Annotated in this window: 16 protein-coding genes; 7 read left to right on the top strand and 9 right to left on the bottom strand. The window is 71.1% G+C overall.

Annotated features, from left to right (window positions below):
• Positions 1 to 84 precede the first annotated feature (84 nt).
• Positions 85 to 504 carry a pyridoxamine 5'-phosphate oxidase family protein gene (locus AB0J16_RS24540; protein ID WP_358543411.1) on the top strand — a complete coding sequence of 140 codons (420 nt, stop codon included), beginning with the start codon at positions 85 to 87 and terminating at the stop codon, positions 502 to 504.
• Positions 505 to 534: 30 nt separating this feature from the next.
• Here the strand turns inward: AB0J16_RS24540 and AB0J16_RS24535 are convergent, their stop codons facing one another.
• Positions 535 to 2,163 (bottom strand): GAF domain-containing protein, encoded by a 1,629-nt coding sequence (locus tag AB0J16_RS24535; protein ID WP_358543409.1) that lies wholly within the window; start codon positions 2,161 to 2,163, stop codon positions 535 to 537.
• A 99-nt stretch (positions 2,164 to 2,262) separates the two neighbouring features.
• Here AB0J16_RS24535 and AB0J16_RS24530 point away from each other — a divergent pair, with 99 nt between their 5' ends.
• Positions 2,263 to 2,943, top strand: a complete 681-nt coding sequence (locus AB0J16_RS24530; protein ID WP_358543406.1) for a GntR family transcriptional regulator — start codon at positions 2,263 to 2,265, stop codon at positions 2,941 to 2,943.
• A 51-nt stretch (positions 2,944 to 2,994) separates the two neighbouring features.
• The gene (gene dxs / locus AB0J16_RS24525; RefSeq protein ID WP_358543404.1) at positions 2,995 to 4,920 is read left to right on the top strand and encodes a 1-deoxy-D-xylulose-5-phosphate synthase; all 1,926 of its coding nucleotides are present in this window, start codon (positions 2,995 to 2,997) and stop codon (positions 4,918 to 4,920) included.
• A gap of 22 nt (positions 4,921 to 4,942) precedes the next feature.
• Here dxs and AB0J16_RS24520 read toward each other — a convergent pair whose 3' ends face one another.
• The 7 genes from AB0J16_RS24520 to AB0J16_RS24490 form a co-directional block, all read right to left on the bottom strand.
• Positions 4,943 to 5,926: a hypothetical protein gene (locus AB0J16_RS24520; protein ID WP_358543402.1), complete on the bottom strand. Its 984-nt coding sequence runs from the start codon at positions 5,924 to 5,926 to the stop codon at positions 4,943 to 4,945.
• 89 nt (positions 5,927 to 6,015) lie between these two features.
• Positions 6,016 to 6,732, bottom strand: coding sequence for a respiratory nitrate reductase subunit gamma (narI, locus tag AB0J16_RS24515; RefSeq protein WP_358543400.1), 717 nt, complete (start codon positions 6,730 to 6,732; stop codon positions 6,016 to 6,018).
• Entirely contained in the window at positions 6,729 to 7,358 is a 630-nt protein-coding gene (narJ, locus tag AB0J16_RS24510; RefSeq protein WP_358543398.1) for a nitrate reductase molybdenum cofactor assembly chaperone, read from the bottom strand. The genes narI and narJ overlap by 4 nt, the downstream gene beginning before the upstream one ends.
• Positions 7,355 to 9,010: a nitrate reductase subunit beta gene (gene narH / locus AB0J16_RS24505; RefSeq protein WP_358543396.1), complete on the bottom strand. Its 1,656-nt coding sequence runs from the start codon at positions 9,008 to 9,010 to the stop codon at positions 7,355 to 7,357. Before narH ends, narJ begins: the two co-directional genes overlap by 4 nt.
• The gene (locus AB0J16_RS24500) at positions 9,010 to 12,663 is read right to left on the bottom strand and encodes a nitrate reductase subunit alpha (protein ID WP_358543393.1); all 3,654 of its coding nucleotides are present in this window, start codon (positions 12,661 to 12,663) and stop codon (positions 9,010 to 9,012) included. Before AB0J16_RS24500 ends, narH begins: the two co-directional genes overlap by 1 nt.
• Before the next feature lie 40 nt (positions 12,664 to 12,703).
• Complete coding sequence (gene ppk2 / locus AB0J16_RS24495) at positions 12,704 to 13,504, bottom strand: polyphosphate kinase 2 (protein WP_358543391.1); 801 nt, start codon at positions 13,502 to 13,504, stop codon at positions 12,704 to 12,706.
• Positions 13,501 to 14,763 (bottom strand): MFS transporter, encoded by a 1,263-nt coding sequence (locus AB0J16_RS24490; RefSeq protein WP_358543389.1) that lies wholly within the window; start codon positions 14,761 to 14,763, stop codon positions 13,501 to 13,503. The genes ppk2 and AB0J16_RS24490 overlap by 4 nt, the downstream gene beginning before the upstream one ends.
• Positions 14,764 to 14,953: 190 nt before the next feature.
• On the opposite strand from AB0J16_RS24490, the gene AB0J16_RS24485 reads away from it, so the two are divergent.
• Complete coding sequence (locus AB0J16_RS24485; RefSeq protein ID WP_358543387.1) at positions 14,954 to 15,595, top strand: response regulator transcription factor; 642 nt, start codon at positions 14,954 to 14,956, stop codon at positions 15,593 to 15,595.
• Positions 15,596 to 15,715: 120 nt separating this feature from the next.
• Here AB0J16_RS24485 and AB0J16_RS24480 read toward each other — a convergent pair whose 3' ends face one another.
• Complete coding sequence (locus AB0J16_RS24480) at positions 15,716 to 16,561, bottom strand: universal stress protein (protein ID WP_358543385.1); 846 nt, start codon at positions 16,559 to 16,561, stop codon at positions 15,716 to 15,718.
• Between the two features lie 211 nt (positions 16,562 to 16,772).
• Here AB0J16_RS24480 and AB0J16_RS24475 point away from each other — a divergent pair, with 211 nt between their 5' ends.
• The 3 genes from AB0J16_RS24475 (at position 16,773) to AB0J16_RS24465 (ending at position 20,431) form a co-directional block, all read left to right on the top strand.
• Positions 16,773 to 17,210 (top strand): S26 family signal peptidase, encoded by a 438-nt coding sequence (locus tag AB0J16_RS24475; protein ID WP_358543383.1) that lies wholly within the window; start codon positions 16,773 to 16,775, stop codon positions 17,208 to 17,210.
• Positions 17,211 to 17,222: 12 nt separating this feature from the next.
• On the top strand, positions 17,223 to 20,162 hold the full coding sequence (locus AB0J16_RS24470) for a BTAD domain-containing putative transcriptional regulator (RefSeq protein ID WP_358543382.1): 2,940 nt from the start codon (positions 17,223 to 17,225) through the stop codon (positions 20,160 to 20,162).
• A gap of 74 nt (positions 20,163 to 20,236) precedes the next feature.
• Entirely contained in the window at positions 20,237 to 20,431 is a 195-nt protein-coding gene (locus AB0J16_RS24465) for a hypothetical protein (RefSeq protein WP_357960560.1), read from the top strand.
• Positions 20,432 to 20,455 lie beyond the last annotated feature (24 nt).

The following is a 20,455-nucleotide window of genomic DNA, read 5'->3' as shown; positions in this document are numbered from 1 at the left end:
AGGACCACCGTCCTGGCCGCACGGCCGCGAAACAAGGACGAAAGACCCTAACGTCCCCTCCCTGATCCGCTGATGCTGGGAAGCATGCAACTAGACGCGTCCGGCCTGCAGGTGCTCTCTCGCCAGGAGTGCCTCGGCCTGCTGGACACGGCGCGGATCGGCCGGATCGTCTTCACCGACCGGGCCCTGCCCGCCGTCCAACCGGTCAACTTCTGCCTGTACGGCGAGCACATCGTGATCCGCACCTCCGTCGGCTCCAAGCTGGCCGCGGCCACCCGGCGGAGCGTGGTCGCCTTCGAGGCCGACGAGTTCGACCCCGACTGGCGTACCGGCTGGTCCGTGACCGCGATCGGGCACGCGCGAGCCGTACACGAGCCCGAGGAGATGGCCCGCCTCGCGCAACTCCCCCTGATGCCGTGGGCGCCGGGCAGCCGTGACCACTACATCATGGTGGCGGCCGAGCAGGTTTCCGGCCGCCGCATCACCGCGGCACCGACCACCTGAGCCGCCGGACCGACCAGCTGAGCCACCGCATCACAGCGGGACCGACCACCTGAGCCGGGTTCCGCCGCCCTCAGGTGAATCGACGGTGAACGTGCCGCCCAGCCGGGTGGCACGTTCCTCCAGGTTGGCCAGCCCGCTGCGCCGGCCATCGGGCTCGATGCCCAACCCGTTGTCGGTGACGACCAAGGTCAGCCGACCGGCCGCCGCCTCCAGCAGGATGTCGGCCTTGGCCGCCTTGGCGTGCCGTACCAGGTTGGACAGGGCCTCGCGCAGCACGGCCGTCACCTGCTCGGCCACGGATTGGCCGACCAGCGTGTCGAGCTGCCCCTCCAGCCGCAGTCCTGGGCGGAAGCCCAGGTGTGCGGCGGCCTCGTCGACCAGCTCGGTGACCTGACCGCGCAGCCCGCTCGTCCCCGAGCCCTGCAGGGCGAAGATGCTGGCTCGGATCTGCCGGATCGTCTCGTCCAGCTCGTCGACGGCGTGCTGGACCCTCCTCGTGGCCTCGGGACGTTCGATCAGCCTGACGGCGCCCATCAGCGTCATGGCCACCGCGAACAACCGCTGGATCACCACATCGTGCAGGTCCCTGGCGATCCTGTCGCGGTCTTCCAGCAGGCTGAGCCGCTCCGCGGCGCGACGCACCTCGGCCAGCTCCACCGCGATGGCCGCCTGGCCCGCGAAGGCCTCCAGCATGTGGCCCTCGGCCTCGCTGAACGGCAGCCGCCCCGAGCGCTTGCTCATGGCGACCACCCCGCGCACCGAAGGCGGCGCGCCCAAGGGCACCAGCAGCCGCATGTCGCCCTCGGTGAGCGACTCGCCCCGGGTGTAGACCTCCCCCGCCATCGTCGTCGCCACCGCGCACGAGGTGCCCAGCAGCTCGTCCGCCCGGTCGCCCTCGGCGATCTCCACCACCAGCCGGGTGCCGCCGTCGGCGGGCACCATCAGCTCGACCAGATCGGCATCCGTCATCTCCTTGGCCTTGCTGGTCAGTGTGACGAGGACGTCGCGCGGATCGGTGCCGGACAGCAGGCTGGTGGTGATCTCCGAGGAGGCCCGCAGCCACTTCTCCCGCCGCCGCGTCTGCTCGTACAGGCGCGCGTTCTCCACCGCCACACCCGCCGCGGTGGCCAGGGCGATGACGACGGCCTCATCCTCCTCGTCGAACTCGCCGCCACCGCGCTTCTCCGTCAGGTAGAGGTTGCCGAACACCTCCTCACGCATCCGGATCGGCACACCCAGGAAGGTGCCCATGGGCGGATGGCCGGGCGGGAAACCGTAGGATTCCGGGTGATCGGCGATCCGCGCCAGTCGCAGCGGCCGGGCGTCCTTGATCAACAATCCGAGCAGGCCGAGCCCGTGCGGCCAATGTTCGATCTTGGCGATCTCTTCCTCGGTCAATCCCACGGGAATGAACTCGATCAGCGTGCTCCCATGGCCGATCACCCCGAGCGCGCCGTAACTGGCGTCCACCAGGTTGGTCGCGGTCTCCACGATCCGCCGCAGCACCGTTTCCAGATCGAGATCGCTGCCCACCGACACCACCGCGTCCAGCAGCGCGTGCACGCGGTCGCGCGTGGCGAGCACCGCGCTCAGCCGCACCTGCAGCTCGGCCAGCAGCTCGTCCAGCCGCATGGACGGCATCACCGATCCATCGCTCATACTCGCAGTTTCTGCCCGCACGATCGATCGCTAAAGCTCCCTCGATCAGCCCTGGTGGCCTATGAGGCGTAACGGCTAATCGGTGATATAGTACTGTTCATGGTTTTGACGGGAGCTTCCCTGCAGCGGACGAGTCTGCGTGATCAGGCACTGTCGGTGCTGAGGGAGGCGCTGGTCACGGGCGCCCTGGAGCCGGGCGAGGTGTATTCGGCGGCGTCGCTGGCGACGGAGCTCGGGGTGTCCACGAGTCCGGTACGCGAGGCGATGCTCGCCCTGGTCGATGAGGGTCTGCTGGAGGCGCTGCCCAACCGGGGATTCCGTGTCGTGTCCTTCACCGAGCAGGACTTCACCGAGATCTTCGAGCTGCGCATGATGCTCGAAGTGCCCGGGGCGGGCCGGGCGGCCGAGTTGGGCTTGGGGGATCGTGCGGAGCGGCTGTCGCGGCTCGTCGACGTCATCGAGCGGACGGCCGAGGAGCACGATCTGCCTGGCAACCTTCAGGCCGATCGCGACTTTCACCTCTTGCTGCTGGAGGCGACCGGAAACCGGCGACTGGTCGACTCGGTGGCGTGCCTACGCGACCAAACCCGCCTGTACAACCTGCGCCGCCTCACCGCGGACGGCGACCTGGCCCGCTCCGCGGCGGAGCACCGTCCGTTGCTGGCGGCGGTCCTGAAGGGCGACCGTGCGCTCGCCGAAGAGCTGATGCGCCGGCACCTGTCGCACATTCCGGGTGACTGGTCGTCGGGCGGCGAGCCGCGGCGCGGGCCCATCACTTGAGGGCCGCCGCTTGAGGGTAAGAAGACTTCGCGAAGGAGCAGTGGTCCTCTCATGAGCGTTCTGTCGTCGATCAGCGGTCCGGCGGATCTCAACGGGTTAAGCCCCGCGGAGCTGGACCGGCTCGCCGCCGAGATCCGTGAGTACTTGATCGACGCGGTCTCCCGTACGGGCGGGCATCTGGGGCCGAACCTCGGCGTCGTGGAGCTGACCATCGCCCTGCACCGGGTCTACGACTCCCCCACCGACCGCGTCATCTTCGACGTCGGCCACCAGGCGTACGTGCATAAATTGCTCACAGGGCGGCAGGACTTCTCGCGATTGCGGCAGGAAGGCGGGCTTTCCGGCTACCCGAGCCGGGTGGAGTCCCCGCACGACGTCGTGGAGAACCAGCACGCCTCGACCGCGCTCAGCTGGGCGTACGGGCTGGCCAAGGCCCACCGTCTGACCGGTCGGCGCGACCGCCACGTCGTCGCCGTGATCGGGGACGGCGCCCTGACCGGCGGGATGGCATGGGAGGCGCTGAACAACATCGCCGCCGACCCGTCGCTGCCGCTGGTAATCGTCGTCAACGACAACGAGCACTCCTATTCACCGACGATCGGCGGCCTGGCCACCCACCTGGCGGCGCTGCGCACCACCGACGGCTACGAACGGTTCCTGCGGCGTACCCGGGACATCCTCGACCGCACCCCGATGATCGGGCGTCCGTTGTTCGACGCTCTGCACGGCGCCAAGAAGGGGCTCAAGGACTTCGTCGCGCCGCAGGGCATGTTCGAAGACCTTGGCCTGAAGTACGTCGGCCCGATCGACGGTCACGACCGGGCGGCGGTGGAGCAGGCGCTGCACCTGGCCAAACAGTTCTCCGGCCCGGTGATCGTGCACTGCATCACGGAGAAGGGGCGCGGCTATCCGCCGGCCGAGCAGTCCGACGAGCGGTTCCACCAGGTCAAGGTGATCGACCCGGACACCGGCGTGCCGCTGCGCGTGGCCGGAGAGGACTGGACCTCGGTGTTCGCCGGGGAACTGGTGCGGATCGGTGCCGAACGACCGGACGTGGTGGCGATCACGGCGGCGATGCTGCGCTCGACCGGGCTGGAACCCTTCGCCCAGCGCTACCCCGGCAGGGTCCTCGACGTGGGCATCGCCGAGCAACACGCGGCCACCGCCGCGGCGGGACTGGCCACGGGCGGGCTGCATCCGGTCGTCGCCGTGTACGCCACGTTCGCCAACCGGTGTTTCGACCAGTTGCTGATGGATGTGGCACTGCACCAGTGCGGGGTGACGTTCGTCCTGGACCGGGCGGGGATCACCGGCGACGACGGCGCCTCGCACAACGGCGTCTGGGACCTGGCCGTCCTCCAGGTCGTACCGGGGCTGCGGATCGCGGCACCCCGGGACGGCGAACGCCTGCGGGAACAGCTGCGCGAGGCGCTGGTGGTGGACGACGCGCCCACACTGGTCCGCTATCCGAAGGGAAGCGTCGGTCCCCCGATCCCGGCCGTCGGGCGGATCGGCGGCATGGACGTGCTCCGGGAAGCCACCGTTGATCGCCGGAGCACGGGCACCGAACCGGCGGCAGATGTCCTGATCGTGGCCGTCGGCGCGCTGGCTCCGCTGTGCCTGCGGGTCGCCGAACGCCTGGCCGATCACGGCATCACCGCCACGGTGGTCGACCCGCGCTGGGTCAAACCGGTCGATGACCTGCTGCCCGGCCTCGCCGCCCGGCACCGCATGGTGCTGACGGTGGAAGACGGGGTACGGGCGGGCGGCGTCGGCTCCGCCGTCGCGCAGGCCCTGCGCGACGCGGGGGTCGACGTGCCCATGCGTGACTTCGGGGTGCCGGTGGCGTTCCTCGACCACGCAGGCCGCGATCGCGTGCTCGCCCGCCTCGGCCTGACCGCGGCGGACATCGCCCGCCAGGTCGAGGAGACCTTCCTCCGGCTCACACGCCAACCCCAGGACGCCTCGTCCGCCTGACCCCTATGGATCAGGAGGAAGATCATGGGTCGGTCAGGTCGGTGAGCGGGCGGCGGACCCCGTGGCTCTCGTCGGCGGCGATGCCGAGCCGCATGAGCATCTGCGGGTAGGCGCCCGCGCACATCCGCTGCCGGAGGAAGTCGCGTAGGTGCGGCTCCTCCAGCACCTGGGTGTGGAAGGCGGCGCTCGCTCCGTGGGCCGAGGCGTGCAGCAGCACGTGCTGCAGCGCCTGCCCGGCCGCCAGCCAGGCCTCGCGGGTGTCCTCGCGGGTGGTCAGCAGCGCCACCACCCCGGTGGCGCATGACATGCGCTGGTCGGTGTCGATGCCCCAGGAGTGCTGGTGGGCGTAGTCGCGCTGGGCGAATTCGCCGGCCGGCTGCTTGGGGTAGGCGTCGGCGGGCACGCCGTCGCCTCGGGTGCTTTCCGGTGGGCGCGCCCACCGCATGACCTCGAGGGTGAAGGGCCAGTCCTGCGACTGGACCGCCTGGGCCGCCTCGGTGAGCGCGGCCAGGGCCCGCACGGCGGCGGGCGCCCCGACCGGCGTGAAGGTCGCGCCCTCGGTGGCGGCCTCGCGCTGCCACTGTGCCACGAGCCGCTCGGGCACGGGCGTCTCGGTGAATCCCGCCCGGTGCGTACGCCGCACCTCGATCTGCCCGGCCAGCATGCTGGTGTGCTCGTCAGGCTCGACGGCCTCGCCCAGCCGTACCGTCGCCAGCAGCGAGGGCCGGTCGGGATCGGGCAGGATCCGCACGATCGGCTCGCGGCCGGCCTGGTGCAGCGCGGTACGCAGGTTGAACACGGCCGCCCCGCAGCTGATCAGCATTTCCCTGCCGCCAGGGTCTTCCAGGGCCAGTTTGCGATCGGTGCTCGCGCGGACGGCGATCTCCTGGCCCGTGACGGCGAAGGTCCAGGGCTGGGTGTTGTGCACCGACGGTGCCCAGCGCGCCGCCTCGAGCGCGATGTCGATGGTCATGTCGTTCTCCCAGGTCAGGCCGCGGATCGCCATGGATCCACGATCCGCCCGCGTGCCTGCCACCGGCAGAGGCCAAAGTCCCATCGATCACGGCCATACGGCACTCCTCGCTGCTCCCGCGGTCAGGGGCGCCAGGGCGTACGGGAGCCGGTCGGCCGGTCGGCGCGGCCGCGGTAGACGATGTAGGGGCGGGTCAGGTAGCCGAGGGGCGCGGTGAGCATGTGCACCAGCCGGGTGAACGGCCAGATGGCGAACAGCAGCAGCGCGCTGAGCGCGTGCAGCTGAAACAGGATGGGCGCGCCGGCCATCAGGGCGGGGTCCGGGCTGAAGGAGAAGATCGACCGGAACCAGGGTGAGATGGTGGTGCGATAGTCGTAGCCGCCGCCGATGACATTGGCCGCCACCGTGGCGGCCAGGCCGAGCACGATGGTGGCGCTCAGCACCAGGTACATGAGCTTGTCGTTGCGGGTGGTGGCGGTGAACACCGGTCCGACGGTGCGGCGCCGGTAGATGAGGATCGCCAGGCCGCCGAGGGTGGCGAGGCCCGCGATGGTGCCGAGCAGGACGGCGCCGGCGTGGTAGGTCGCCTCGCTCACGCCCACCGCCTCGGTCCAGCTCTTGGGGATCACCAGCCCGCCGATGTGGCCGAGCAGGACGACCAGGATGCCGAAGTGGAACAGCGGGCTGCCGACGCGCAGCAGCCGTGACTCGTACATCTGTGATGAGCGGGTGGTCCAGCCGAACTTGTCGTACCGGTAGCGCCAGACGTGGCCGAGCACGAACACGGTGATCGCCACGTAGGGCGCCACCACCCACAGCAGGATGTCGAGGGCGTTCACCGGGATGCCTCCGTGACGGCGTAGGGCTCCAGTCCGACCTCCTCGGCGGGCGGTCCCTCGGCCGCCAGCCGCAGCGCGGCCTCCTTCTCACGCGGGCCGGCCGGGGGCAGCGTGGCGGTCACGGCGGCCACCACGCCGGCGTACGGCGAGCGCTCGTCCTCCAGCGCCGTACGCAGGAGCTCCAGGCCCGCCCGATGCTCCCGCAGCAGGCGCCCGGCCTCCCGCACGGCGCCGCGGGCCGACAGCTCGCACACCACCGCCACGTGGTCGGGCAGCTCGCCATCGGCGACCTCGAAGCCCGCCGCGCGCAGGGCGTGCTTGAAACGCAGCAGCGCCCCGCCGCGCTTACGGGTGTCGCCGTAGGCGTAGTACGTCAGGTACGGGCAGCAGCGCCGCTTGAGGTCGAAGGTCGCCACATAGTGGGCGGCCAGGTCGGCCTGAGCGGTGCCCGCGACGTGGTCGAGGAAGGCGGTCAGGCGGTCGCGGACCTCCCCGGCGGGCAGCGTGATCACCGCCTTGGCCAGCACCTGGCGGGCGCCGTACAGCCGCTCGTCGGGGTAGCCGAGCAGCACGCTGGCCACCATGTGGGCGGTGCGCAGTTCGCCTTCTCCCAGAGCTCTCATCATGATCCGTCCCGGTTTCTCTTCGGGAACAGCCCCTCAGGGGTGCCCTTGCCGTCCCAGTTGAGGAGGTTGACGCGGCCGCGCAGCTCGCCGACGTCCTCCAGTTCGTCGCCGGACTGCCGCTCGCGCAGCGCGTGGAAGTTCTCCACCGCCACCGGGTCGGGCAGACCGGAGGACTCGCCGAACGGGCCGCTCATGCCGGGGCCGCCCTCGTAATCGAGGCTGCAGCCGGTGGCGCTCTCCTCCAGCCGCGCGCCCTGCTCGGCGTGGGCCTTGGGAATGACGTACCGCTCGCCGTAGGGGGCCAGGGCGAGCAGCCGGTGCATGCCTTCGACCTGCCGGCCGCTCATCCCCACGGCGGCCGCGATCGACTCGTCGGGGTCCTGGCCGAGGTTGAGGCGGCGCATGTAGGAGCGCATGGCGGCCAGGCGGCGCAGCGCGGCCCGCACCGGCCCGGGGTCGCCGGCGGTGAACAGCTCGGCCAGGTAGCCGATCGGGATGCGCAGGGCGTCGATCGCACCGAACAGGTTGCCGGCGTCCTCTCCGTCGTGGCCGGTGTTCGCCAGGACGTCGACCACGGGCGACAGCGGCGGGATGTACCAGACCATCGGCATCGTGCGGTATTCCGGGTGCAGCGGGAGGGCCACGCCGTACTCGAAGATCAGCTGGTGGATCGGGGAGTTCCGGGCCGCCTCCAGCCAGTCCTCGGGGATGCCCGCCGCCCGGGCGGCGGCGATCACCTCGGGGTCGCGCGGATCCAGCAGCACGCTCTTGTGCGCCTCGTACAGATCCTTCTCGTCCGGGACGGAAGCGGCCTCCAGGACCCGGTCGGCGTCGTAGAGCAGCAGGCCGAGGTAGCGCAGGCGGCCCACGCACGTCTCCGAGCAGACCGTCGGGATGCCGACCTCGACCCGGGGGTAGCAGAAGGTGCACTTCTCCGCCTTGCCGGTGCGGTGGTTGAAGTACACCTTCTTGTACGGGCAGCCGGTCACGCACATGCGCCAGCCACGGCAGCGGTCCTGGTCGACCAGGACGATGCCGTCCTCGGATCGCTTGTACATCGCGCCGGACGGGCAGGAGGCCACGCACGAGGGGTTGAGGCAGTGCTCGCAGATGCGCGGCAGGTAGAACATGAACGCCTGCTCGAACTCCAGCTTCACCTGGTCCGACAGCTTACGGAGAACCGGGTCGGCGGCGGTGAGTTCGGGGCCGCCGGCGAGGTTGTCGTCCCAGTTCGCGCTCCAGGTGATCTTCGTGTGCTCGCCGGTGATCAGCGACCTGGGCCGGGCGACGGGCGTGTCCTCGGAGGCGGGGGCCGAGAAGAGCCGGTCGTAGTCGTAGGTCCAGGGCTCGTAGTACTGCTGGATGGAGGGCATGAGCGGGTTGGCGAAGATGGTGAGCAGTTTCTTCAGCCGCCCGCCCGCCTTCAGCCGGAGCCGGCCGCGCCGGTTGAGTTCCCAGCCGCCCTTCCAGGTCTCCTGATCCTCGTAAGTGCGTGGGTAGCCCTGGCCGGGGCGGGTCTCGACGTTGTTGAACCAGACGTACTCGACCCCGGCCCGGTTGGTCCAGGCCTGCTTGCAGGTGACCGAGCAGGTGTGGCAGCCGATGCACTTGTCGAGGTTCATCACCATGGCCAGCTGCCCCATGATCCGCATCAGTAGTCGACCTCCTGAGAGCGGCGGCGGATCACGGTGACCTCGTCGCGCTGGTTGCCGGTGGGCCCGAGGTAGTTGAAGGCGAACGACAGCTGGGCGTAGCCGCCGATCAGGTGGGTGGGCTTGATCAGCAGGCGGGTGAGGGAGTTGTGGATGCCGCCGCGCCGCCCCGACGTCTCGCTCTTGGGCACGTCCACGACGCGTTCCTGCGCGTGGTACATGTACACGGTGCCCTCGGGCATCCGGTGGGAGACGACCGCGCGGGCCACGACGACCCCGTTGCGGTTGACCGCCTCGATCCAGTCGTTGTCGCGGATCTTCGCCTTGGCCGCGTCGGCCGGGCTCATCCAGATGGTCGGCCCGCCTCGGGAGAGCGTGAGCATGAGCAGGTTGTCCTGGTATTCGGAGTGGATGGACCACTTCGAGTGCGGGGTGAGGTAGCGCACGGCGATGCCGTCCGCCCCGGAGGCGCCGACGCCGGGCTCGCCGAACAGCGCGGTCATGTCGAGCGGCGGCCGATAGGTCGGCAGCGCCTCGCCGGCCTCGTGGATCCAGTCGTGGTCGAGATAGAAGTGCTGGCGGCCGGTGAGGGTGTGCCAGGGCTTGCGGTGCTCGATGTTGATGGTGAACGGCGAGTAGCGCCGCCCGCCGGTCTCGCTGCCCGACCATTCCGGCGAGGTGATCACGGGCACCGGCCGGGCCTGGGTGTCGGCGAAGGTGATCTGCTTGTGCTCGTCGGCCAGCCCGTCGAAGGAGGTTCCGGTACGCCGGCCCAGCGTGGCGAACCCCTGGGCGGCCAGATGCCCGTTGGTGGTGCCCGACAGGGCCAGGATGGCCTCGCACATGTCGCTGTCGCGGGCCAGGGAGGGGCGGCCCTCGACGCTGCCGCCGCGGACGGTGCCGGTCATCCGGCCCAGCCGGGCGATCTCGCCGGAGACATCGTACGTCAGCCCCTTGGTCGTGGCGCCGAGCCGTTCCAGCAGCGGGCCGAGGGCGGCCATCCGCTCCGCCACCGCTCCGTAGTCGCGCTCCACCGTGACGATCTTGGGGAAGTCGCGTCCCGGAGTGGGCGGCCGGCCCGTCACGCGCCAGTCGTGCACCCGCCCGTGCGGGGTGGCCAGCTCATCGGGCGTGTCGTGCGTCAGCGGCATGGCCACCACGTCCGTACGAGTGCCCAGGTGGGTCTTGGCCAGGGCGCTGAAGGCCCTGGCGATGGCATGGAAGGCGGCGAAATCGGTGCGGGTCTGCCAGGGCGGGTCGATCGCCGGGGTGAAGGCGTGCACGAACGGGTGCATGTCCGTCGAGGACAGGTCGTGTTTTTCGTACCAGGTGGCGGCGGGCAGCACGATGTCGGAGAACAACGTGGTGGAGGTCATCCGGAAGTCCAGCGACAGCAGCAGGTCGAGCTTGCCGCGCGGCGCCCGCTCCGGCCAGGTCAGGCTCTCTGGCCGCTGCCCAGGCGCGGCCTCATCGGCCCGCACGGCCGAGTCGGTGCCCAGCAGATGGCGCAGGAAATACTCGTTGCCCTTGGCCGAGGAGCCGAGCAGGTTGGCCCGCCACACGGTCAGCACGCGCGGCCAGTTCGCGGGCGCGTCGGGGTCCTCGCAGGCGAACCCGAGCCGGCCCGCGGCGACCTGCTCGGCCACGTACGGCCCTGCCTCCGCGCCCGCCGCGGCCACCTCGTCGGCCAGGTCGAGCGGGTTGCGGTCGAAGGTCGGGTACGACGGCATCCAGCCCAGCCGCGCCGACTGCGCCAGCAGGTCGGCGGTGGCCTTGCCGGCGAACGCGCCGTCGCCGAGCGGCGAGGACAGGACATCGGCCGCGTAGGTGTCGTAACGCCACTGGTCGGTGTGCAGGTACCAGTAGGCGGTGCCGATCATCTGCCGGGGCGGGCGCGACCAGTCCAGGCCGAAGGCGAGCTGCGCCCAGCCGGTGATCGGCCGGCACTTCTCCTGGCCGACGTAGTGCGCCCAGCCGCCGCCGTTGACGCCCTGGCAGCCGGTCAGCGTGGTCAGCGCCAGGAAGGAGCGGTAGATGGTGTCGGAGTGGAACCAGTGGTTCGTCCCCGCCCCCATGACGATCATGGACCGGCCGCCCGACTCCTCGGCGTTGCGCGCGAACTCGCGGGCGATCCGGGCCGCTTTGGCCGCGGGCACGCCGGTGATCGCCTCCTGCCAGGCCGGGGTGTACGGCTCCGCCGCGTCGTCGTAGCCGGACGGCCAGCGCCCCGGCAGCCCGTCGCGGGCCACGCCGTACTGGGCGAGCATCAGGTCGTACACCGTGGTGACCAGGTGACCGCCCACCCGCCGCACCGGCACACCCCGCTCCAGCACCCCGTCGCCGTGCCCGTCGAAGCGCGGCAGGGCGACCGGCACCGCGTGCTCGCCCAGGACGGTCAGCAGCGGGTCCACCTCGCCCAGGTCGAGGTTCCAGCGGCCCCGCCCCTGCTCGGAGTAGCGGAAGGCGAGCGAGCCGTTCGGCACGACCGGCTCGCCGCTCCGCGCGTCCAGCAGCACCGTAGCGAACGCCGCCTCTTCCCCTTCCTGCCCCAGGTCGGCCGCGGTGAGGAACTTGTCCGGCACGTACGATCCGTCCCGCTCACGCAGCCGGACCAGGAACGGCAGGTCGGTGAAGCGCTTGACGTAGTCGGTGAAGCCGGCCGTCGGCCGGTCGGCGAAGAACTCCTTGAGGATCACCTGCCCCATCGCCATGGCCAGCGCGCCGTCCGTGCCCGGGTGCGGGGCCAGCCACTCGTCGGCGAACTTGGCGGCGTCGTTGTAGTCGGGCGCGAGCACCACCACCTTCTGGCCCCGGTAGCGCGCCTCGGCCATGAAGTGGGCGTCGGGCGTGCGGGTGACCGGCACGTTCGAGCCCCACAGCATCAGGTACGCGGCGTCCCACCAGTCGGCCGACTCCGGCACGTCCGTCTGGTCGCCGAACACCTGCGGGGAGGCCACCGGCAGGTCGGCGTACCAGTCGTAGAACGACAGCATCGCCCCGCCGATCAGCGACACGAACCGGGCGCCCACCGCGTGCGAGGCCATCGACATGGCCGGAATCGGGGAGAAACCGGCCACCCGGTCGGGGCCGTAGGTCTTGATGGTGTGCACGTGCGCCGCGGCGATGATCTCGCAGGCCTCGTCCCAGGTGACGCGCACCAGGCCGCCCTTGCCGCGGGCCGACTGGTAGCGGCGGCGTTTGTCCGGGTCCGTGGTGATCTCGGCCCAGGCGGCGACCGGGTCGCCCAGCCTCGCCTTCGTCTCCCGGTACATCTCCACCAGGACGCCCCTGGCGTACGGGAAACGGACCCGGGTGGGCGAGTAGGTGTACCAGGAGAAGGCGGCCCCGCGCGGGCAGCCGCGTGGCTCATACTCGGGCCGGTCGCCGCCCACGCTGGGGTAGTCGGTCTGCTGCGCCTCCCAGGTGATCACGCCGTCCTTGACGTACACCTTCCAGGAGCAGGAGCCGGTGCAGTTGACGCCGTGGGTGGAGCGGACGACCTTGTCGTGGCTCCACCGGTCGCGGTAGAAGGCGTCGCCTTGGCGTCCGCCGATCTGGTGCAGGGTCCGCAGGTCGTCGGAGACCGCGCCGGGTCGCAGGTGCCGGCCGAGTCTCAGCAGGGCGTCACTGACCGGCCCGTCCATACCCGCCATTCGCACAACTCCTTCATCCATCAGCGCTTCGATCGTCATGTCATGGCAGGCGGAGGTCCGCCGCGGCGTCCGGCACGAAGGTCTCCGGCCTGCGCGGCGGGCGCCGGTAGCCGGTGGCGGGCGGGCGGGGCGGGATCTTCAGCTCCGCCCGCCGTACCTCCTCGTAGGGGATCGTGGACAGCAGGTGCGCGATCATGTTGATCCTGGCCCGCCGCTTGTCCTCGCTCTCCACGTCGTACCACGGCGCCTCTGGGATGTCGGTGTGCACCAGCATCTCGTCCTTGGCCCTGGAGTAGTCCTCCCAGCGATTGATCGACTCCAGGTCCATCGGCGACAGCTTCCACTGCCGCATCGGATCCTTCAGCCGGTCGTGGAAGCGCCGCTCCTGCTCCTCGTCGCTCACCGAGAACCAGTATTTGCGCAGCAGGATCCCGTCCTCCACCAGCAACCGCTCAAAGATCGGACACTGGTGCAGGAACCGCGTGTATTCCTCGTGGGTGCAGAATCCCATCACCCGTTCGACACCCGCGCGGTTGTACCAGCTGCGGTCGAGCAGCACGATCTCCCCGGCGGCGGGCAGATGCTCGATGTAGCGCTGGAAGTACCATTGCGACCGCTCACGCTCGGTCGGTGCCGGGAGCGCCGCGATGCGCGCCACGCGCGGGTTGAGGTATTCGGAGACCCGCTTGATCGTGCTCCCCTTGCCCGCCGCGTCCCTCCCCTCGAAGATCACGACCACCCGCCGGCCTCGCACCCGCACCCACTCCTGCAGCTTCACCAGCTCTCCCTGCAGGCGGAAGAGCTCCTTCTCGTACGTCTTGCGCGGCAGTCTCTTCGTCATCGGGCTTCCTCGGCGGACGGTCCGAACGGCACCGGTAGCGCGGCGGAGCGCCGCCTGGCCGTGGCACGCACCGCGGTCAAAGTCAGCACCAGCGTCAGCACCGACACCCCGGCCAGCAGGGCCAGGCCCACCCCGTAGGAGCCGAACAGGCCGTAGACGAACCCCATCTCCACCGGCGGCACGAACCCGCCCAGCCCACCGGCCGCGCCGACCAGGCCCGTGACCGAGCCGACCTTGTCGGCCGGGGCCGCCACCGCGACCAGGGCGAAGGTGGCCCCGCTGCCGGCGCCGAGCGCCGCCGCCATGGTCAGGAACGCGACCGTGCCCAGCGGCATCAGCGGCGGGGTGAACGCCAGGACCGTGGCGCAGAGCGCGACGACGGCGAACACGGCGGCCAGGACCCGAATCGCCCCGATCCGGTCTGACAGCCAGCCGCCGACGGGACGCGCCGCGACCGCCAGGATCACGAACCCGGCCATCCGGTCGGCCGCGTCGGCCTGCTCCAGTCCGTAGGCCGACCGCAGATAGACCGGCAGGTAGACGGAGAAGGAGACGTATCCGCCGAACGTCACCGCGTACAGCACGCAGGCCTGCCAGGTGATCGGCAGGCGCACGGCCGCGGCCAGCCGCGCCATGGTCGACTGGGCGGGCGCCGTACGGCCCGGAGCGTCCCGCAGCACGAACCAGGCCACCATCGCGTAGACGGCGAGCACGGCCGCGGTGAGCAGGAACGGAGTGGCCGAGCCGCCGGTCCTGACCAGCTTGACCGTGGTCAGCGCGCTGATCGCGGTGCCGCCCATTCCCATGCCGAAGACGCCGACGGCCAGGCCACGGCGCTCGGGCGGGAACCAGGCGCTGACGAAGGGCACGCCCACCGCGAACGCCGTCCCGCCGATGCCCAGGAAGAACCCGCCCACCAGCAGCGCCGCCAGCGAGCCATGCCCGGCCAGACCGATGAACAGCACCGGGACGATGGTGGCCGCCGAGATCAGCGGGAACATCACCCGGCCGCCGAAGCGGTCGGTCAGCGCCCCGACCGGGATGCGGCCCAGCGAGCCGACGATCACCGGAACCGCGACCAGCAGCGCCTGCTGGGCCGCCGACAGTCCCAGCAGTTCCTTGAAGCGCGGGCCCAGCGGGCTGAGCAGCGCCCACGCCCAGAAGTTCACCGCGAATCCCACGGTCGCCACCGCCAGCATCAGCGCCGGCCCACGGAGATCGGAGCGTGGGACTGCTCGGTCGATCCTGTCGGTGCTCATCTCACCCGTTCCTGTCGCATTCACCCGCTGCCACCTGGTCTTTTGCCCTGCCTCATCCCCTCGCATCCCACAGCAGCAGCTCTATGCCTCCTAGGGGCGAAAGTCCTGCCTATTGAGTGCTTTGGTCTTCACTCGCTTTTGGGACTTTGGCCTCTATTCCGTGGTTGACCTGGCCGGTTAGCGTCGGAGCATGATTCGTGTGTTCCTCGTCGACGACCATGAGGTGGTACGGAGGGGCGTGGCCGCCCTGCTGGACTCCGAGGACGACATAGAGGTGATCGGCGAAGCCGGCACCGCGGAGTCGGCGATCGCCCGCATTCCGGCGCTCAAGCCGGACGTGGCGGTGCTGGACGTCCGGCTGCCCGACGGTAACGGCGTGGACGTGTGCCGTGAGGCCCGGTCCGGGCTGCCCGGGCTGGCGTGCCTGATGCTGACCTCCTACGCCGACGACGACGCGCTGTTCGAGGCGGTGATGGCGGGCGCCGCCGGTTACGTGCTCAAGCAGATCCACGGCTCCGACCTGGTCGGCGCCGTGCGCACGGTCGCCTCCGGCCAGTCGCTGCTCGATCCGCAGACCACCGCGGCGATGCTTCAACGACTGCGGGAGCAGGCCGCCAGAAGGGACCCGCTCGCGGCCCTGTCCGATCAGGAACGCAACATCCTCGACCTGATCGGCGAAGGGCTCACCAACCGGCAGATCGGCGAGCGGATGTTCCTGGCCGAGAAGACGGTCAAGAACTACGTGTCCAACCTGCTGTCCAAGCTCGACCTGCAGCGCCGTACGCAGGCGGCGGCGCTCTCGGCACGACTGCGGACGAATCGGCGAGACTGACCGCCCGAGACCTCGGATGGCCGGTCACGTCGTGATCCTCGGAGCGCCCACCACAGCGCCGTCGAAGCCGACCACGATCGCTCCGCTCATCGTCGTCCCCCGTGGTCGGCGAGTCGCCGTTCATGACCTCTCCGGGTGCGGCCGGACGACCGCGACCGGGCACGTAGCGTGGTGCAGCACGGCGCGGCTGACCGAGCCCAGCACCGCCGAGGCGAATCCGCCCAGCCCACGCGACCCGACGACGACCAGGTCGGCCGTGGTCGAGGCCTTGATCAGGGCGCCGGCCGGGTGCTCGCACAGTTGCTCGTCGGTGATCTCGATGTCGGGGTACTTCTCGCGCCAGGGGCTCACCCGTTCGCCGGCCGTATGGACCTCGTGCTGGAAGGCGTTGTCCAGCAGGCTGTCGTAGGCGGCCGCGTACGGGGAGAAGATCGGCATTTGCCAGGCGTACAGGACGTGCAGCCGCGCGTGGCGGGCGCGGGCCTGCTCGATGGCGTACTGCATGGCGAATTCGGAGTCCTCCGACCCGTCATAGCCGACGACGATCCGGCCGTGCTCTTCCTGGCCGCGCCCGCGGACGATCACCACCGGGCCCCACGCGTGCCCCGCGACGGCGGTGCCGACCGAGCCGAGCAGCATGCCGCTGAAACCGCCGAGTCCTCTGCTGCCCAGCACCAGGCTGTCGGCCGACGCCGACTCGCCGATCAGCTCGTCGACCAGGTTGCCGGTGTGCAGTTCCGTCGTCACCTCCACGCCGCCCGCCAGCTCACGCGCCTGGTCGGCGGCGGCATCCAGCGTGCCCGCGCAGTACTCCGCGCTGAACGCGGCGAGCCCGTACGGCCACGGCTCGCAGACATGCACGATCCGCAGGGCCAGTCCCCTGCGCCGAGCGTCGGCGGCGGCCCACCGCACCGCCGCTGTCGCCGGCTCGGACCCGTCCACGCCGACCACGATCCGTCTGGTCATCACACAACCCCTTCCCGAACTGGAACACCTCAGCTCCAGCCTCGCGAAACAGGCGGCCGGCCGCAGGGGGCCGAAGTCCCGAATACGAGTGCCGTTGGTCCCGCAGTGGACCAATCACCAGAATCCGCCGCCTTGACAGGGCCGCGTCCCAACGTAGATCGTTTCGTAAAAGAAGTCTCATTCCTCGCAGGGCCGACCGTGGAAGAGCGCCATGAAAATGATCATCGGTGGGTTCGGACTGGCGGCGGTGGCGGGCGCCCTGTGGGCGCGAAGGCGCTACGTGGTGGTCACGGTCGAGGGGACGAGCATGGCCCCGACGCTCTCCGACGGAGATCTGGTTCTGGTACGCAGGCGCCGGATCGACCAGGTCACCACGGGCGACGTGGTCGTGCTCGAACCGCCGCGCACCGCCGCGGGGCTCGGACCGCCGGGACGGGACAGCCGGCACTGGAACATCAAGCGGGCCGTCGCGTTACCCGGTGACCCCGTTCCCCCGGGGATCGGGGACGGCGTGGCCCGGGTGCCCGCCGGCGCGCTGGTCGTCCTGGGTGACAACATCGACAGCGTCGACTCCCGGCAGCGCGGGTTCTTCGACGCCGACCGCCTGCTCGGTGTCGCGCTGCGCCGGTTGGGCGGGCCACCGCTGTAAAGCGGGTACATCGTGCGGTTTCGACTTCTCGGGCCGATGCGGATCCAGGTCAACGGATCGCCGGTCAGGATCACGGCGCCCAAGCAACGTACCGTTCTCGCCATGCTGCTGGCCCGGGCGGGTCACGTCGTACCCATCAGGTCGTTGGTGGCGGAGGTGTGGGACGAGCGGCCGCCCCGCTCCGCGGTGGCGAACCTGCGTACGTACCTCATGCAGTTGCGCAAGCTGCTGCCGGATGAGGAGCGGCTGGTCACCTCCGACGTCGGCTACCTGCTGCGGGCCGGACCGGAGGAGCTCGACCTCCTGGAGTTCGAGGCGCTGTCCGCGCGCGGCCGCCAGGCGCTGGCCAAGCGCGACACGAGCGCCGCCGGGGAGGCATTCACCCAGGCCCTGGCCCTGTGGGAAGGGACGGCGGCGGAGGACGTACCGCTCGGGCCCACGCTGCGCGAGGTGGTCGCCCGCCTCACCAACCACTACCTGGGCGTGGTGGAGGAACACGCCGACATCCAGCTCGCCCTCGGCAGGAACGAGCTCGCGGCCGCCCGGTTGCGCGAGGTGATCCGCCAGTATCCGCTGCGCGAGCGGCTGCACGGTCAGCTCATGACGGCCCTCTATCGCTGCGGCGACGTGGTCGGCGCACTGGACGCGTTCGGGGCCGCCCGCCGGGTCCTGGCCGACGAGCTGGGCATCGATCCCGGGCCGGACCTGCGCTTGCTGCAGCAGGCGATCCTGCGCAGGGACACCGCCCTGCTGGCGGCCGACCGAGACACCGCGGCCGTGCCCGTCGCGGACGGACGCCCGCGCCCACGTCTGCTTCCCCGGGCGCCGCTGGCGTTCGTGGGCCGCTCGGCCGAGCGGGCCCACCTGCGCAGCGTCCTGTACGGGGAGGCGGGCGCGGCCGTGATCGGTTCCGGCGCGGGCCCGCCCGTGGAGAGGCCGCACGGTCCCGACGCGGCGAGCCCGCCCGTGGTGGCGTTGCACGGGCCTGGTGGGGCGGGCAAGTCGGCGCTCGCCCTGACGGTGGCGCACGGCGTGGCCGACCGCTATCCCGACGGCCAGCTCTACGTGGATCTCCAGGGATCCACGCCGGGCCTGCCCCCGTTGCGGCCGGCCGAGGTGCTCGGCCGTTTCCTGCGCGCGCTCGGAGTGCCGCCCTGCGACGTCCCGGCGGCACCGGCGGAGGCGGCCACCCACTACCAGTCGCTGCTGGCCGACCGCCGCGTCCTGGTCGTCCTCGACAACGCCGTCGGCGCCGCCCAGGTGGCGCCGTTGCTGCCGGCGGGCGGCGGCTGCGCGGCGCTGGTCACCAGTCGCGCCGCGCTGACCACCATGGACGCCGTGCCAATCGCCGTCGGCATGCTCGACGAGGTGGAGTCGGTGCGCCTGCTGAGGTTGCTGGCCGGTCCCGAGCGGGTGAGCGCCGAGGCGCGAGCGGCCGCGGAGATCGCCCGCTGGTGCGGCTTCCATCCGCTGGCCCTGCGCATCGCCGGTGCCCGGCTGGCGGGCCGGCCCGACTGGTCGCTGGCCCGCTTCGGCGAGCGGCTGGGCGACCAGCAACGGCGGCTGGACGAGCTCCAGGCCGCCGACCTGCGGGTGCGTACCTGCTTCGAGGTCGGGTACGGGACGCTGACCAGCACCGCGAAGGCGGTCTTCCGGGCGTTCGGCGTGCTGGAGGTGCCTGAGGCCGGCGTCGAGCTCACCGCCGCGCTGGCCGACGTCGACCAGACGACGGCGGAGGCCGCGCTCGATGAGCTGACCGAGGCCCGGCTGCTGGAGCCGGTCTGCGACGGCCGGTTTCGCATGCATGACCTGCTGCGGCTGTTCGCCGCGGAGCTGGCCGTCGCCCATGACGCGCCACGGGAGCGTACGCGGGCGGTCGGACGGGCTCTGGAGTGGTACCTCGATCGTCTCCGCCGGCTGCAGACCCTGCTGCAACCACACCTGGTGCCGGCCGGCGGGGGCGGGAACGCCTCCGATGTGGGGCTGCCGGATCTCGCCGCGGCCCTACGGTGGCTGGACACGGAGCTGCCGTTCCTGGTGGCGGCGGCCGTACAGGCGGCGAAAGGTGAGCGGGGTGGCTTCGTCATCGAGCTGACGGCGCTGATCAAGGCCATCGCGATGAAGAGCGGCTACTGGCGGGAGCTCGAGACCATCGCGCGGCTCGCCATCGAGGTCGCGCGGCGTGACGGCGACCGTGTCGCGGAGGCGGCCACGCTGGCGACGCTGGGCCTGCTGGAGTGGAAGTCCGGCCGGCCCGAGGCGGCCCGCGCCCTCCTGCACCGGGCGCTCGGCCTCTGGCGGGCCGTGGGCGAGCGCGGTGAGGAGGGGCTGGCGCTGCACAATCTCGGCTGGCTGTGCATGCAGACCGGGGATCTCGACGCGGCCTTCGAGCACATCGGCGCGGGCCTGCTGCTGCTGGAGACGTACCGGCCGAACCGGGTCGGACTGGTCTCGCACAACCTGGGCGAGGTGCTGCTCCGGCTGGGCCGCCACACCGAGGCGGTGGACCGCTTCGAACGGTGCCTGGCCATCCGGCGGGCCGATCGCGACCTGTACGGCGAGAGCATCACCCTGGCCGCGCTCGGCCGCGCCCACTGCCTGCTCGACCAGCGGGACAGGGCACTGGCGGTACTGGCGGAGGCGCTGGTCCGCTGCGAGGCGACCGGCAACCGGGAGGACCAGTGGGAGGTACTGCTCAGCAGGTCCGAGATCCGGCTGCGGCAGGGCGATCCGGCCGCGGCGGTGGCCGACCTGACCCGCGTCCTTGAGCTGACCACCAAGATCGGCGACGCGTACGGCCACGCCGCCTGCCTCCGCCAGCTCGCCAGAGCACGCGCGGCCCTCGGCGACCCGGGGGCCGCGGCGGACGCCGGCAAGGCCGCGGGACTGTTCGCCGATCCCGCGACGCGCTGCGATCCGGTGCTGGAAAGGCTGCTCACCGCCCGGTTGTAGCGCGGCTGTATGGGGTGCTGTATGCCGCCCGAATAGGTTTCGGCTAACCGCATCGCTACGAAAGGAACGAGTCCATGACTGCTGTTCTTGGCCGGCTCGGCGACCGGATTCTCGGCAAGCTGGTGCCCAAGGCGTCCGCGAAGGCGGCCGCCGAGTGGTACGTCCACTGCTACTGCCGGGAGCGCTCCGACTTCCGCAAGATCTGCACCACCGCCGGCGGCACGACCCGATGCGGCGCCTGCTACGCGTTCAGAGTCTGCGGCGGCTAAGTAGGACACGCAGGTCTGGCGGCG

Origin of the sequence: Nonomuraea sp. NPDC049750 (assembly GCF_040659625.1) — a bacterium.
GTDB lineage: Bacteria > Actinomycetota > Actinomycetes > Streptosporangiales > Streptosporangiaceae > Nonomuraea.
This window is presented reverse-complemented; position numbering and strand designations above follow the sequence as displayed.

Excerpts from the sequence above, each read along its gene's own strand:
- AB0J16_RS24540 (WP_358543411.1), top strand. The coding sequence starts at position 85 with ATGCAACTAGACGCGTCCGGCCTGCAGGTGCTCTCTCGCCAGGAGTGC.
- AB0J16_RS24535 (WP_358543409.1), bottom strand. The coding sequence starts at position 2,163 with ATGAGCGATGGATCGGTGATGCCGTCCATGCGGCTGGACGAGCTGCTG.
- AB0J16_RS24530 (WP_358543406.1), top strand. The coding sequence starts at position 2,263 with ATGGTTTTGACGGGAGCTTCCCTGCAGCGGACGAGTCTGCGTGATCAG.
- dxs (WP_358543404.1), top strand. The coding sequence starts at position 2,995 with ATGAGCGTTCTGTCGTCGATCAGCGGTCCGGCGGATCTCAACGGGTTA.
- AB0J16_RS24520 (WP_358543402.1), bottom strand. The coding sequence starts at position 5,926 with ATGGCGATCCGCGGCCTGACCTGGGAGAACGACATGACCATCGACATC.
- narJ (WP_358543398.1), bottom strand. The coding sequence starts at position 7,358 with ATGATGAGAGCTCTGGGAGAAGGCGAACTGCGCACCGCCCACATGGTG.
- narH (WP_358543396.1), bottom strand. The coding sequence starts at position 9,010 with ATGCGGATCATGGGGCAGCTGGCCATGGTGATGAACCTCGACAAGTGC.
- AB0J16_RS24500 (WP_358543393.1), bottom strand. The coding sequence starts at position 12,663 with ATGGCGGGTATGGACGGGCCGGTCAGTGACGCCCTGCTGAGACTCGGC.
- ppk2 (WP_358543391.1), bottom strand. The coding sequence starts at position 13,504 with ATGACGAAGAGACTGCCGCGCAAGACGTACGAGAAGGAGCTCTTCCGC.
- AB0J16_RS24490 (WP_358543389.1), bottom strand. The coding sequence starts at position 14,763 with ATGAGCACCGACAGGATCGACCGAGCAGTCCCACGCTCCGATCTCCGT.
- AB0J16_RS24485 (WP_358543387.1), top strand. The coding sequence starts at position 14,954 with ATGATTCGTGTGTTCCTCGTCGACGACCATGAGGTGGTACGGAGGGGC.
- AB0J16_RS24480 (WP_358543385.1), bottom strand. The coding sequence starts at position 16,561 with ATGACCAGACGGATCGTGGTCGGCGTGGACGGGTCCGAGCCGGCGACA.
- AB0J16_RS24475 (WP_358543383.1), top strand. The coding sequence starts at position 16,773 with ATGAAAATGATCATCGGTGGGTTCGGACTGGCGGCGGTGGCGGGCGCC.
- AB0J16_RS24465 (WP_357960560.1), top strand. The coding sequence starts at position 20,237 with ATGACTGCTGTTCTTGGCCGGCTCGGCGACCGGATTCTCGGCAAGCTG.